Source organism: Bdellovibrionales bacterium (assembly GCA_041662785.1).
In the GTDB taxonomy this organism is placed as follows: domain Bacteria; phylum Pseudomonadota; class Alphaproteobacteria; order UBA9219; family UBA9219; genus UBA8914.
On the sequence record JBAZRW010000001.1, the window covers coordinates 98,851 to 113,064 of the forward strand.

The 14,214-nt window shown below is 53.7% G+C and carries 14 protein-coding genes and 1 pseudogene; 11 read left to right on the forward strand and 4 right to left on the reverse strand.

The features are described 5' to 3' along the window. Window positions 1-206: 206 nt before the first annotated feature. The 3 genes and pseudogenes from rpsP to WC612_00460 all read right to left on the reverse strand — a co-directional run bounded on the left by rpsP (window position 207) and on the right by WC612_00460 (window position 2,265). Window positions 207-434, reverse strand: a pseudogene (rpsP, locus tag WC612_00450) (30S ribosomal protein S16). A 103-nt stretch (window positions 435-537) separates the two neighbouring features. Continuing rightward, entirely contained in the window at window positions 538-1,893 is a 1,356-nt protein-coding gene (gene ffh, locus WC612_00455; protein MFA6279248.1) for a signal recognition particle protein, read from the reverse strand. Between the two features lie 81 nt (window positions 1,894-1,974). After that, a complete protein-coding gene (locus tag WC612_00460; GenBank protein ID MFA6279249.1) occupies window positions 1,975-2,265 on the reverse strand; it encodes a GIY-YIG nuclease family protein in 291 nt (96 codons plus the stop codon). 274 nt (window positions 2,266-2,539) lie between these two features. Between WC612_00460 and WC612_00465 the strand changes: the two genes are divergently transcribed. The 9 genes from WC612_00465 to rpmE all read left to right on the forward strand — a co-directional run bounded on the left by WC612_00465 (window position 2,540) and on the right by rpmE (window position 9,773). Next, window positions 2,540-3,409: a transporter substrate-binding domain-containing protein gene (locus tag WC612_00465; GenBank protein MFA6279250.1), complete on the forward strand. Its 870-nt coding sequence runs from the start codon at window positions 2,540-2,542 to the stop codon at window positions 3,407-3,409. A gap of 3 nt (window positions 3,410-3,412) precedes the next feature. Beyond that, window positions 3,413-4,279: a transporter substrate-binding domain-containing protein gene (locus tag WC612_00470; GenBank protein ID MFA6279251.1), complete on the forward strand. Its 867-nt coding sequence runs from the start codon at window positions 3,413-3,415 to the stop codon at window positions 4,277-4,279. 14 nt (window positions 4,280-4,293) lie between these two features. Then, window positions 4,294-5,175, forward strand: coding sequence for a transporter substrate-binding domain-containing protein (locus WC612_00475; protein MFA6279252.1), 882 nt, complete (start codon window positions 4,294-4,296; stop codon window positions 5,173-5,175). Between the two features lie 4 nt (window positions 5,176-5,179). Beyond that, window positions 5,180-6,043: a transporter substrate-binding domain-containing protein gene (locus tag WC612_00480; protein ID MFA6279253.1), complete on the forward strand. Its 864-nt coding sequence runs from the start codon at window positions 5,180-5,182 to the stop codon at window positions 6,041-6,043. Between the two features lie 12 nt (window positions 6,044-6,055). After that, window positions 6,056-6,928, forward strand: coding sequence for a transporter substrate-binding domain-containing protein (locus WC612_00485; protein ID MFA6279254.1), 873 nt, complete (start codon window positions 6,056-6,058; stop codon window positions 6,926-6,928). A gap of 12 nt (window positions 6,929-6,940) precedes the next feature. Beyond that, the gene (locus WC612_00490; GenBank protein MFA6279255.1) at window positions 6,941-7,816 is read left to right on the forward strand and encodes an ABC transporter substrate-binding protein; all 876 of its coding nucleotides are present in this window, start codon (window positions 6,941-6,943) and stop codon (window positions 7,814-7,816) included. A 4-nt stretch (window positions 7,817-7,820) separates the two neighbouring features. Then, window positions 7,821-8,486, forward strand: a complete 666-nt coding sequence (locus tag WC612_00495) for an ABC transporter permease subunit (GenBank protein ID MFA6279256.1) — start codon at window positions 7,821-7,823, stop codon at window positions 8,484-8,486. A gap of 12 nt (window positions 8,487-8,498) precedes the next feature. Continuing rightward, on the forward strand, window positions 8,499-9,230 hold the full coding sequence (locus tag WC612_00500; GenBank protein MFA6279257.1) for an ATP-binding cassette domain-containing protein: 732 nt from the start codon (window positions 8,499-8,501) through the stop codon (window positions 9,228-9,230). Between the two features lie 189 nt (window positions 9,231-9,419). Beyond that, a complete protein-coding gene (gene rpmE / locus WC612_00505; protein ID MFA6279258.1) occupies window positions 9,420-9,773 on the forward strand; it encodes a 50S ribosomal protein L31 in 354 nt (117 codons plus the stop codon). 72 nt (window positions 9,774-9,845) lie between these two features. Here the strand turns inward: rpmE and WC612_00510 are convergent, their stop codons facing one another. Beyond that, a complete protein-coding gene (locus tag WC612_00510; protein ID MFA6279259.1) occupies window positions 9,846-12,164 on the reverse strand; it encodes a 3-hydroxyacyl-CoA dehydrogenase NAD-binding domain-containing protein in 2,319 nt (772 codons plus the stop codon). Between the two features lie 221 nt (window positions 12,165-12,385). Between WC612_00510 and WC612_00515 the strand changes: the two genes are divergently transcribed. Together WC612_00515 and WC612_00520 are read left to right on the forward strand one after the other, a co-directional pair. Further along, window positions 12,386-13,402 (forward strand): aspartate-semialdehyde dehydrogenase, encoded by a 1,017-nt coding sequence (locus WC612_00515; protein ID MFA6279260.1) that lies wholly within the window; start codon window positions 12,386-12,388, stop codon window positions 13,400-13,402. Then, window positions 13,399-14,130 carry a dihydrodipicolinate reductase C-terminal domain-containing protein gene (locus WC612_00520; protein MFA6279261.1) on the forward strand — a complete coding sequence of 244 codons (732 nt, stop codon included), beginning with the start codon at window positions 13,399-13,401 and terminating at the stop codon, window positions 14,128-14,130. Before WC612_00515 ends, WC612_00520 begins: the two co-directional genes overlap by 4 nt. The last annotated feature ends 84 nt before the right edge of the window (window positions 14,131-14,214 follow it).

Sequence of the window (14,214 nt, forward strand, 5' to 3'; positions counted from 1 at the left end):
TGGCCTCGGCGGGGTCTTTTGACAATAAATAAGCCTTAGGCTTCGGCTGGCGCTTCCACAGGAGCAGGCGCTGGCGCGGCGGCAGCTTCAGCGGCCTTGGCGGCAGCTTCGGCTTCCATCTTCATACGTTCCTGAGCCTTGGCACGGGGTGCAGACTTCTTAGGAGTCGTGCGTTCTTGATAGGAAGGCCCAAGGTTCGCCGTGGCGAGCAAACGAGCAACGCGGTCGGTTGGCTGAGCGCCAACGCTGATCCAATGCTTCACGCGCTCTTCAACGAACTTCACGCGCTCGGCGCTCTCGCGCGGCAGCATCGGGTTGTACGTGCCAACCTTCTCAAGATATTTACCATCACGAGGGCAGCGCGAGTCCGCCACAACGATGTGGTAAAAGGGACGCTTCTTGGCTCCGTGACGTGTTAAACGCATGCTGATCATTTTATTCTTTCTCCTTCGGTTAGTGTTTGTTGTTGTGTTATTTTATTAGAACCCATTCAGAAACTCGCTGCGGCCAATAAAGACAACGCCGCAGTAGAGGTTTCTATCTCCTGCCCCCCATCATACCGGCCATGCTGCGCATGAACCCTGTCTTGCCAAGGCGGCCAAGCTGCTTCATCATCTTTTGCATTTCCAAAAACTGTTTGATCAGGCGGTTGACATCCGCCACCTCAACGCCCGCGCCCTTAGCAATACGACGCTTACGGCTGGCAGCCAGAAGATCCACATTCTTACGCTCGGCCTTCGTCATCGAATGAATGATCGCTTCTTGGCGCTTGATTTGTTTTTCATCGATGTTGGCATTCTTCAACTGATCCTTAAACTTGCCAAGGCCCGGCAGCATCGTCATCATGGTGGACATGCCGCCCATTTTGCGCATCTGCTGCATCTGCTTGGCCAAATCGTCAAAGTCAAAAGCCTTGCCGCTGATGAACTTTTTGGCCATGTCCTCGGCCACATCTTGATCCATCGTCGCGGCAGCTTTTTCGACCAGCGAGACGACATCGCCCATGCCCAAAATGCGCCCCGCCAAACGGTCGGGGTGATAAACTTCCAAAGCCTCGGTCTTTTCGCCCGTGCCCAAAAACTTGATCGGCTTGCCCGTCACCGCACGCATGGAAAGCGCTGCGCCGCCCCGCGCATCGCCGTCAATGCGGGTCAAAACAAGGCCGGTGATCCCGACTTTTTCTTCGAAATGCAGGGCCGTGTTGACCGCGTCCTGCCCCGTCATCGCATCGACAACAAGCAAACTTTCATGAGGCTTCGCCACGTCGCGCACGGCGGCGGCCTCAGCCATCAGCTCCTCATCAATCGCAAGGCGACCCGCCGTATCCAAAATCAGAACGTCATAGCCTTCGAGCCTCGCCGTCTCCATCGCGCGGCGCGTAATGGCGAGAGGCTCTTGCCCCGCCACGATAGGCAGGCTGGCCGCGCCGATCTGCTGCGCCAGAACCGCCAGCTGCTCTTGCGCCGCCGGACGACGCACGTCCAGCGAGGCCAGCAGAACCTTCTTGCGATCCACCTCTTGCAGACGCTTTGCCAGCTTGGCCGAGGTCGTGGTTTTGCCCGATCCCTGCAAGCCCAGCATCATAATGACGGCGGGAGGCACAACGGCGATGTTGAGGCCTTCGGCCTGCGTCCCCAAAAGCTCCACCAGATTGTCATGCACGGTCTTGACAACCTGCTGACCGGGTGTGATCGAGCGGATTACGTCCTGCCCGATAGCGCGTTCTTTCACCTTAGCGACGAAATCCTTAACGACGGGCAGCGCCACATCGGCCTCAAGCAGCGCCACGCGCACTTCACGCATAGCCTCAGCCACGTCGCTCTCGCTGAGAGCGCCGCGTCCTTTCAAGCGGTCAAAAATGCCGCCGAGCTTGCTGCTTAGACTGTCGAACACTTTTTTTTCTACCGCTTTCCTTTACTGTCATCCCCGCGAAAGCGGGGATCCCGCGGCCCGCGTCTGCGGGCCACATATGTTTTACATTCCACCGTTAAAAGACAGATTTTCCCACTCTGGGTTTGCCTTCTCAATCAACTCTATCTTCCACGCGCGCCGCCATTTTTTCATGGCTTTCTCACGAACAATGGCCGTCGCAATGTCGTCAAACGATTCAACGTAAACAAGGCGATCAACCCCATAACGTGCCGTAAATCCACTTTGACTTTTAGTCCTATGTTCCCACTCTCGCCGACCAATATCGCTTGTCACACCAATGTAAAGCGTCCCGTTTCGATCACTCGCCAGTATATAGACATAGCCTTTTTTCATACGCTCACTGCCGCTCGCGGCTGGATTCCCGCTTTCGCGGGAATGACAAAGAAACAAACGAAATCGGGCCAGTGCCCGCAACGCGAGGACTGACCTTACGCTCTCCTTTTCAAGGCTTACTCCTAAGCCCCGCCAGATCGCGCTTCCTTAGCTTTTCATTTAAGGAACAACGGCTTTCTAGCCGAAACGCCCCCCTTGAGTCAAATGATTGCTTGTTTTTCCTAAAAGCCCCCCTAAAATGAGCGCCATAGCCCCTCTTTGGAAGGTTAACCCCATGAAATTCACCCAAATCGCCCTCACTGTCCTCCTTTCCGCCGCCGTGGCGTTTGGGGTCGTGAAATACGCTGTCCCTGCCGCCACTTCTGCTACACATAAGGAAACAGCGTATGAGCGCGTGATGCGGACGGGCGTTTTGCGGTGCGCCTATGCCCCCTATCCAGAGTTTATGAGCAAGGATGTCACGACCAATAAACTGTCCGGCTTTTACTATGACGTGATGGAAGAAATTGGGAAGCGTTTAAGCCTTAAAATTGAATGGACGGAAGAAGTGGGCTTTGGCGTCGCCTTCGAGGGATTAAAAACCAACCGCTATGATGCCGTTTGCATTAACTTAAGCGCCACGCCCGGTCGCGCCCGCGCCGCTGAGTTCACCCACCCCATTCTCTTTGCCCCCTACTACGCCTATGCCCGCGCCAATGACACGCGTTTTGATGGCGCACTCAGCAAAATTAACGACCCCGCCATCACAGCCGTCATTCTTGAAGGAGAGCTTGGACAAGCCGTCAAAGAAGAAGACTTTCCAAAAGCGCAGATGCTTTCCCTGCCCAACTTTACAGATGTATCCCAAAGCTTCGTGAATGTCGCGATGGGCAAGGCCGACATAACCATGGCCGAGCCGCAAGCGGGAGACGTTTATATGGCCCACAATCCGGGCAAGATTAAACGCATTGAATCGGCCCCGCTTCGCATGCAATCCATCGGAATAAGCGTAGGCACAGGGGAAGAAGCGCTGAAAAGCCTTCTTAATACCACCATCGATTCCCTCCATAGCACAGGCTATATTGAGAGGTTGTTCACCAGCGGTCCCAAGAATAAAGAGCTATACTTCTTTCCCTCAACACCTTGGAAAAAAGCAGGGGTCTAACAAATGAAACTCACCCAAATCGCCCTCACCGTCCTTCTCTCCGCCGCCGTGGCGTTTGGGGTGGTGAAAGTTGCTGGCCCTGCCGCGCAAACCGCGCCCATCAAAGAAACGCGGCTTGAGCAAATCAAGCGCACAGGCGTTTTAAGGTGCGGATATATGATCTGGCCCCCCATTATCAACAGAGACCCTAATACCGGCAAAATGAGCGGGATGAACGTTGACCTCTTTGAGGAAATCGGAAGGCAACTAGGCGTCAAGGTCGAATGGACAATGGAAATGAGTACGGCGCATGCTTTCGCAGATTTAGACTCGAACCGCTATGACATTGGTTGCATCACCTATTTCATAACGCCGGCACGCGCACGCGAGGCGTTGTTTATGAACCCCATTCTTTATCATCCCTATTACCTGTTTGCCCGCGCCGATGATACGCGCTTTGATAATAACTATGCCGCCGCCAACGACCCTTCCGTGACGTTTTCAACCCTTGATGGTGAGTTTTCCAGCATTGGCGCTACGGAACACTTCCCCCAAGCAAAACAAATTGCCCTCCCCCAAAACGCGAGCGGCTCTGATTTGTTTCTTAATGTTGCGGATAAAAAGGCCGATCTTGTCGTAACCGAACCGATGACCTTCGCCTCCTTTAACACCCATAATCCCAACAAACTGAAACAAGTGACAGGGGAACCCGTTGGCATTATGCCCGTAAGCTTTCCCTTGCCAGCAAAAGAATATGATTTAAAGGAGGCTCTTGATGCCACCACCCTTTATCTGCGTGGCACCAAATGGTTTGACGCCCTTTTAGATCGCTATGAAAACCCTGAAATGAAATTTTTGCGGCTTCCCGCGCTTTATCAAAAACCGGATTGAAAGAAACCCTTCCTATGAAACTTTCACACCTCCTCCTCACCGTCCTCCTTTCCGCCGCCGTGGCGTTTGGGGTGGTGAAGGTTGCCGCACCGACTACCACCTCTGCGGCCAAGGAAACAGCGTTTGAGCACGTGATGCGGACACAAACCATCCGTTGCGTTTACGCGACGGGAAAGCCGTGGCTGTCCATTGACCCCAACACAAAGCAACGCTCTGGCATCATGGTCGATGTCATGGAAGAAATTGGCAAGGCCTTGTCGATGAAGATTGATTGGTCAAACGGTGAGGTCGGATGGGGCGAATTGAGCACAGCCGTCGATTCTGGCAGGGGCGACGTTATATGTTCGGCCATGTGGGCTTCCGCCAACCGTGCGCGCGCCACAACCTTTACGCGCCCCCTTTTCTATACCCCCATTGAAATCTGGGCGCGGGCGGGGGATACACGCTTTGATAACGCACCAGAGCGGATCAATTCTCCTGATATCCGCGTTATCGTTGACGACGGCGATTTCAATGAAATCATTGCCAAAACAGACTTTCCCAAAACACAACGAATTGCCAGACCACAGATTGCTGGCCTTGAATATTATTTTCTAACCCTCCTTGATAAAAAAGCAGATATCCTTTTTGTCAGCAGCAATTACGTTTTGGACTTTTTGAAAGAGAGACCGAAAACAATCCGTAAGGTTCTTATGCCCGCCCCCCTGCGGGTTTATGAAAATGTTATTGGAACCTCCATTCAAGAACAAAAACTGCGCAACATGATAGACGCCGCCGTCGGCGATCTTTTATCCAGCGGCGCCATCGCCCGTATTCTAAGGAAATATCAAGTCGATTATCCGGACACGTTTTTTATACCCGCAACGCCTTACATGGCCTTAAAACAAAAAGGCTAACCCCATGAAGTTCACCCCCCTCCTCCTCACCGTCCTCCTTTCCGCCTCCGTGGCGTTTGGGGTGGTGAAGGTCGCCGCACCGACGACCACCTCTACGGTCAAGGAAACAGCGTTTGAGCGCGTGATCCGCACCAATACGCTGCGGTGCGCGTATTTGGTTATGCCGCCGCAATTTAGCCGCGACCCCAACACGGGGGCTTTTTCTGGCGTTTCTTATGATATTGTGATGGAAGCGGCCAAGCGGCTAAGCCTTAAAGTCGATTGGGTTGAGGAAGTCAACTTTATGACCGTGCCTGAAGGATTCAAAACAAACCGTTATGACTCGTTTTGTTTCTCTGGTTATCGCTGGACGCCTTGGTCGCGCGTGATGGAATACACCTCGCCCCTTTTTTATAGCACCACAAGTGTCTATGTTCGCGCGGACGACCACCGCTTTGATGCCAACCTCAAGGCTATCAACAATCCGAGTGTCAAGATTGTAATCTCTGACGGCGGTGAGGCCAGCGCCTTCATCCGTGAAGCTGATTTTCCACTAAGTTCCAGCGTTTCTCTACCTGCCAACATAGACCACAGCCTGATGCTAGAGACTGTGGCGACGAAGAAGGCCGACGTTGCCCTTTTTAATCCATTAGAAGCTATGCCCTACCTTGTTTCTAATCCTGACAAGCTCCGCCGCGTTGAGTCACCCCCTATTCGGGCTTATGCTCACGCCCTAAGCTTTGCTAAAGGCGAACATGATTTAACATCCATGTTTGACGTCGTTTTAAACGAAATGAGCGATGACGGAACCATCAACAAAGTCCTTGATAAATATGAGCTAATCCCCCATAGTTTTGTACGGATTAAAAGCCCTGTATCACAACCCTAAAGGCGGTTCTATATGAAGATTTCGCAGCTCGCCCTCACCGTCCTCCTCTCCGCCGCTGTGGCGTTTGGTGTGGTAAAAGTCGCCTCACCCACAACCACCACAGCTACGGCCAAGGAAACCGCGTTCCAGCGTGTCATGAGGTCACAAACCATCCGTTGCGCCTACGCCTTAAGTGGCCCACCACGTTTTATTCCCGATCCCAATACAAAGGCCCTTCAAGGATCGTTGGTCGACATCATGGAAGAGATCGGCAAAGTCCTGCACCTAAAAATTGAATGGGCTGAAGACACAGGTTATGGCACTTTTGCCGAAAACCTGCGAAGCGGCAAAGAAGATATGTTTTGCGGAACCGTATGGACAAGTTCGGCACGGGCACACAAGATTCTGCTGACGTCCCCGCTTTTCTTCGCCTCCATCCACGCTTATGTTAAAGAGGGCGACAACAGGTTTGATAACAAGCCGGAAGCCCTAAACAACGACTCCGTAACGCTCTCCGTCATGGATGGCGCGAGCGGCTTGGCGGTTGCCTCCACCACTTTCCCTAAAGCCAACCTGTACAAAGTCCCCCAATTGGGAAATATATCCGAGATCATGATGGGCGTGGCCACAGGCAAAGCCGATGCGACCATCTTTGATGAAAGCAATATTCTTGCCTATAATAAGAAAAATCCGCAACATCCCTTGCGCCGCGTTCTTGGCCTTCCTCCGCTCCGGCTTTACGGCGAGTCCTTTGCCGTTGGAATGGGCGAGTTTGAATTGCGCGAGCTGCTGAATACCGCCATCAGTGAGCTGCAAAACAACGGAACCATTGATAGCATCCTGAAAAAATATGAGCCAGAATATGGACGCTTTGAACGCGCCCGCGATCCCTTTGCTCCACTATAAAGAAATAATCCTATGAAAATCAGCCATCTCGTCCTCACCGTCCTCCTCTCCGCCGCCGTGGCGTTTAGTGTGGTGAAGGTCGCCGCACCGACTACCACCTCTGCGGCCAAGGAAACAGCGTTTGAGCGCGTGATGCGAACGGGCGTTTTGCGCTGTGGGTATTACGTCTTTTCGCCTGTGACAATCCGCGACCCCAACACTAACGTGCTGTCCGGTTTCTCCGTCGATATGATGGAACGAATCGCCCAACGAGCAGGTCTTAAACTTGAATGGTCGGAGGAGGTCACGTTCGCCAATTGGATTCCTGCTCTTCAAAGCAAACGTTTTGATGTCGTTTGCACACCCATGTGGCCGGAAATTACAATGGCCAAGGCCGTGGTCTTTACTGACCCCATGTTTTATGCGAGCCTTTCCCCCCTCGTCCGCGCATCGGATACGCGCTTTAAAGACGACCTTTCTCGACTCAACCAACCAGATGTTACCTTTTTAACGCAGGATGGAAACACAACAGACCTTTTAGCACGCGAGACTTTTCCAAAAGCGAAGTTCTACACCGTTTCGAACATGATGAGCGGCGGCGAGTTTTATCAATCCATTCTCGCCAATAAAGCCGATGTTGTTTTAACGGACAGCAACGCCTTGGCTCAATTTAAGAAAATGAACGGCAAGACCCTACGCCTTATGGACACAGACCACCCCGTCAAGCTACAATCCTTTACGCTTGTTGTTGAGCGCAACGAAATGCTTTTAAAAGACTTTCTTGACCAAGCCATTCGTGAGATGAATAACAGCGGCGAGATTGATCGATTGCTTAGGAAATGGGAGGCTGAACCGGGCCGCACTTTCCTGCGTGTCGCGCAGCCCTTTGCCAAACCAACCGAGAAATAAATATATGTCCGTTCTTGATATTCTGATCACCTATCATATGGCCTTTCTGCAAGGACTGTCGGTCACGCTTAAGCTCTGCGCGGTGATTTGGGCCACAGGTCTTATCGGGGGCGTAGCGCTGGGCATTGTGGGGGCGCAGCACAATCGAAGCTGGGGACGCACAGTGCAGTGGACCTCCTTCGCCTTTTCCGCTATTCCGACGCTGGTCATTCTATTCTGGCTTCACTATCCGGCGCAGGCGATGTTCGACGTCGTGATCGATCCCTTTTATACCGCGTCGTTGACCCTTTCCCTTGTCAATCTATTCGGGGTTGGCGAGATCGTGAGGCAAGCCGTCAACGACTTTCCGCGCCAATATATCGTGGCGGGGCGCGTATGCGGGATGAGGACGCGCGACATCGTGCGCCATATCCAGCTGCCTATTCTGTTCCGCCAACTCCTGCCCAGCCTGCTTGTCTTGCAAGTCGGGATGCTGCACGCCTCACTCTTCGCCAGCTTGATCTCGGTTGAGGAATTGTTCCGTGTCGCGCAGCGTATCAACAGCATCATTTATCGCCCCATTGAGATTTACACAGCGCTCGCGCTGTTCTTCCTTGCGGTATGCTTGCCCATCAACCTTCTCGCGGCGTGGCTGAAAAAGCGCTACACCCGCGACTATTCCGAGCGGTAAGGGACCCTCCATATGCTGACCGCACGCAATCTTTCCTTTGCCTATGACGATGGCAAAACCGTCTTTGAGAACGTCGATGTGGACATTGATCTGGGCGGCATCACCGTTTTGATCGGCCCCAGCGGCACAGGTAAGACAACACTGCTGCGCTGCCTTGCTCTTCTTGACCCGCCACGCGGCGGCGAGATTGCCGTGGATGAGCAACGCTTTACTTTTCCCATCCCCGCTGGTGGGAATGAGCCCGCGCCGTGGCCACGGCTGACCGCTGTCTTTCAACAATTGTTCCTGTGGCCGCACCTGACCTTGCGCGAAAACATCCTGCTCCCCGTCCGACTCAGCGGCCAAACGGATGGCCATGAGGAACTGGACAAGCTGATCGAGGCCTTTGACATGGGCGCGTTTATTGAGCGCTATCCCAATGAGGCCTCGCTAGGCCAGCGTCAGCGGGTCGCGCTGGCCCGCGCTTTGATGCTTAAACCTCACTACTTGCTTTTGGATGAAATTACCTCCGCGCTAGACGTGGAGCAAATCGCCAAGATTCTGGGCTACCTTAAAACCCTGCGCGGCCAGAATATCGGCATTTTTCTGATCACCCACTTGTTGGGCTTTGCCCGCCACGCCGCCGATCAAGTCCTGTTCATGGAAGGCGGCACGATTGCCGAGCGCGGCACACCTGACATCCTGAAAAACCCGCAGACCGAGCGCCTGTTCCAGTTCCTCTCCGTTATCGCGGCGGCAAGCTAAAATCTGTTTAGCAACAAGACATTAGGTATTTTCTGTGTTTTTCTTGCCGAAAGCCTTGCTTTCGCGGCCAGTTTTCCCTAGAAAAGGCCTCTTACTTTCGGCTGGCGATGGGCGCGCCCTTGAAGCTGGAAGTGGTTTTGTTTGCGCAGAAATGCGCTCATTTGACGCCTTGAGAAAGAAGTAGACTCTATGAAAAAAGATATTCATCCCGAATACCACGACATCTCTATCATCATGACCGATGGTACCGAGTTCACGACGCGCAGCACGTATGGCAAGGCGGGTGATCACATCCAGCTGGACATCGATGCCAAGACGCATCCCGCATGGACTGGCCAATTCCGTATGGTTGATCGCGGTGGCCAGTTGGCCAAGTTCAACAAGCGTTTTGCTGGGCTGGGCACCAAGAAGGGCGAAGGCGAAGTCGCCGCTGCGCCTGCCGCCGCCGCGCCTGTTGCCAAGGAAGACAAGATCAAGCTGACAACCAAAGCGACGCCCGCCGCCGCCAAGGCCAAAGCCCCCGCGAAAGCGAAAAAGGCGTAAACGCCTTTTTGATTGCATTAAAAAGCGGCCACCCGTAAGGATGGCCGCTTTTTCTTTGTCCTCTAGGATCGATTAGTTCTTCAGCACTTTGCCTTTGTCCAGCATATGCTCGATACGCGCCAACGTTTCGGGCGTGCGCGCAAGCTTCATAAAGACGTCGCGTTCGACATCCATAATCTGCTTTTCATTCACGATGCCCGACAAGCCGCCTTCGCCGCCGCACAGAACGTCCGCCAGCATCTTGCCAATCGTCACGTCATGCGGCGAGGCCTTGGTCGTCTCAAGGATCAGCTCTAGCGAAGCCTTGCCCGCTGGGCCCGGCAACGTCATCGTCCAAGGCTCTGGCGGGTTATAGTCCTTAGCCAACGCCGCCACCTGCGCCTTGGCATCAAAGAGCAAGCGATCGCGGTTCATTGAGATGTGATCCGTTGGACACAAGAACCCGTTAGCTTTGGCCTCCGCCGCCGACTTTGACGACCATGTGGTCATGAGAAGCTCAAACACATGGTTGATAGGCGGAACATCGCCATAACTGTCCAGATTATAGGCGCGACCCAACATTTGGGCGCAGCCGCCCCAACCCGGAATAAGACCCACGCCGACTTCAACAAGCCCCATGGACGCTTCGCAATAAGCCTGTACCGCCGAGCAATGCAAGGTGATCTCACACCCGCCCCCCATCGCTGCGCCCGCTGGCGCGGCCACACTTGGGAACAAAGCAAAGCGCAAGGCGTTATACGCCGCTTGGCCTTCTTTGATAAAGGCCTCGACCGCATCAAAGTTGCCCGCCTTGATCCAGTCGCGGAACATGCTAAGGTTCGCGCCCGCCGAGAAGTTGGTGGCTTCGTTATAGACAACAAGCCCCTTCCACTGGCCGCCGCTTCCTTGGATCAGCTCAATCGCTTTGTGGATCATCGCAAAGATATCGCTGTCCAGCGTATTAGCCTTGCTGGTGAACTCTAGGCACAAAACATTGTCGCCCAGATCCCACAACGCCGCCGAGTCATTTTTCTCGACGGGTTTTTTGGCGCGTTTGATGTCGGCCAGAACCAAAACGCCTTCGGCTCTTTTCACAGAGGCAAAACTTCCGTCCTCTTGCAAGAATTCCAGCTTGCCGCCTTCGACGCGGTAAAAGCTTTTACCCGCTGCTTTCGCCATAAGAGCTGGAACAACGCGTCCCTCTTCCTTTAGCCGCGCCATCATCCAATCCGCGCCCAGCTTGTCCATCAGCTCAAACGGCCCAAATTTCCAGTTGTAGCCAAGGCGCATGGCCTCATCAACCAGCGTAATGTCAGGCACGGTTGCGGGGACAAGGTTGAAAGCGTAGCACAACGTTTCCGACAACACGCGCCATGCAAACTGACCGATTTTGTCTGTGGCCTCGCACAAAGCACGTAGGTCCTTGCCCGCCGATTCCAGTGCTGGGATTTTTGGAGTGACAGAAGGCGCGTACGCGCCCGTTTCCAGATTGATGGATTCCTTGACCTTCTTGCCGTCGTCCGACTTGGCAAAGCGGTAATAACCACCCTTCCCTTTGCGCCCCGTGTAGCCATCGGCGATCATCTTTTGGAACAATTCAGGCTCTTGGTACAAACCGCGATAGGTATCGTTCGGGCCAAGCGTGGACAAGAGGCTTTTGCCGATCAGCGGCATCAGATCAAGCCCAACCAGATCGATCAAACCAAAAACGCCCGTGCGGGGCACGCCCATCGGGCTGCCGCAAACCTCATCGGCTTCCTCAACCGTCAGACCCAGATCCATCGCCGCGTTGACGGCAGATTGCAGCCAAAACATGCCAAGGCGGTTGGCGATGAATCCCGGTGTGTCATGGCAAGGCACAACGCCCTTGCCCAGCTTCTTATCACAAAAAACGCGCATCAACTCGACCGAGGCGGGGTCGTTCTTTGGCCCGATAATCAACTCAAGCAAACGCATGTAGCGCACAGGATTGAAGAAGTGCGTGATCATAAAATCTTTGCCGAAGGCAGGCGACTGATCGCCAATCAAATTGGCCAAAGGAATGGTGGAGGTATTCGACGCGACAATCGTACCGGGCTGACGCAAGGCATCAACTTTCTTATAAAGGTCGCTTTTGATTTTCGGATTTTCCAAGACCGCTTCCAAAACCCAGTCGCAATCTTTGATCTTAGCCAGATCGTCATCAATGTTGCCCACAGTCACCAGCTTGACGGCCTCGGCGCTCATAAAGGCTGCGCCCCCGCGCTCCATCTTCTCAACGGCTGTCTTGGCGAGCACGTTACGGTCGGTTGCGTCCTTGGGGACGATATCCAGTAAAAGAACAGGCACGCCCGCGTTCGCGACTTGCGCCGCAATCTGGCTCCCCATCACGCCGGAACCAATCACAGCCACCTTACGAATTTCTTTAGGCATCGAGTGTTCTCCTTGGATAAAGGGGGGAAACCAGACAAGACAAACCCGCTCGCTAGAAACGGGTCGGTTTCCTGAAAAAGGCGAGAGCCTCTTATGCCCGACAAACGCTAAAAAAACAGTTAAACCTCATGACCCATCCCCTTATGCAGGCTGTTGCCTTCTTTCATAAACTCCCCTAGCATGACTTTCATCAAACTATTAAAGCGATCCAAGGGGTTATTATGAAAAAAGTGAATGTGGCTGTTGTCGGCGCAACGGGGGCCGTTGGACAAGAAATGCTCAAAACCCTTGACGAGCGCCAGTTTCCCGTTGGGAAAATAGCCGCGTTGGCCTCTAGAGGCTCGGCAGGACGCGAAGTCAGCTTTGGCGAGAAAACGGTTCTCAAAGTCGAAGATTTGGATCAATTCGATTTTAAAGGCTATGACATCTGCCTGTCCTCTGCCGGCGGCAAAATATCCGAAGCGTTTGCGCCACGCGCGGCGGCGGCGGGTTGCGTTGTGATCGACAACACCTCGCATTTTCGTATGGATCCCGATGTGCCGCTGATCGTGCCAGAAGTGAACCCTGAAGCGCTAGCAGGCTATAAAAAGAAAAACATCATTGCGAACCCCAACTGCTCCACGATCCAGATGGTCGTTGCACTCAAGCCCTTGCACGATCTGGCCACCATCAAGCGCGTCGTCGTGTCAACCTATCAAGCCGTATCAGGCGCAGGGCGCGAGGCAATGGATGAGCTTTTCTCCCAAACACGCGCCGTTTATGTAAACGATGCTTTGGTCAAAGAGGTCTTTCATAAACAGATCGCCTTTAACGTCATACCCCAGATTGACGTGTTTATGGAAGACGGTTTGACCAAGGAAGAATGGAAGATGGTTGTGGAGACCAAAAAGATCCTCGACCCCAAGATCAAGGTCGCGGCCACATGCGTGCGCGTGCCCGTCTTTATCGGCCACAGCGAAGCCGTTTTCGTCGAGTTTGAGAAAGAGATCAGCGCCGCCGAGGCGCGTGCCGCCCTGAAGAAAGCCAAGGGCGTCACCGTTATCGACCACCAACATGAGGATGGCTTTGTCACGCCTGCCGAGTGCGCGGGCGAAGACAGCGTCTTTGTCAGCCGCATCCGCGAGGATATCTCGGTGGAAAACGGCCTCGCCCTATGGATCGTCAGCGACAATCTGCGAAAAGGCGCGGCGCTGAATGCCGTGCAAATTGCCGAACTTTTGGTAAAGGAGCATCTATGATCACAACTATCGGCCTTATCGGCTACGCGGGGCGCATGGGACAAGCCATTGCCCACACCATTGACTCTCACCCCACGGCCTGTCTTGGTGGAGGCCTTGTCCGCACGTTGCCGCTTTCGTCCATGGGCGACGATGTGCCCTTTATTCTGACCGATAAACCGGAAGATTTGTTTCCTCAATGCGATGTTCTTGTCGATTTCAGCCACGCCAGTGCAACGGCCCCCTTTGCCAAACTTGCCGCCGACTATGGCAAGCCTTTTTTGTCAGGAACAACGGGACTGGATCAAGAGTCCCTTGATATTTTGCGCGAGGTCAGCGCCACCATTCCCGTTTTGCACACAACAAACACAAGCCTTTCGCTTATCGTCGTCAAACACCTCGCCAAGCTGGCCGCCAAGCTCCTCAAGGATCAGGACTACGATATCGCCATCCATGACAAACACCACAAGTGGAAAAAAGATGCGCCATCAGGCACGGCCCTGACCCTTGGCAAGGCCGTTTTAGACGGCAACGAGGGAACCCATCCTCCAACCTATTCCTCCACCCGCGCGGGCTCGATTATCGGCGAGCATGACATTCTTTTCGCGGGCACAGGCGAAACGGTCTCTGTCACGCATCAAGTAACCGACCGCAGGGTCTTTGCCCGTGGCGCGGTACAAGCGGCCCTATGGCTCTCTACGCAAAAGAGGGGCTATTACCTGATGGACGACGTTTTAGGCGTGGTCTAAAAAGGTCAAAAAACCCGTTAACGCCGCCTATGAAACTAATTAAGTCCTATATTGGCCCCTTATAATTGGGGCCGATATCATACC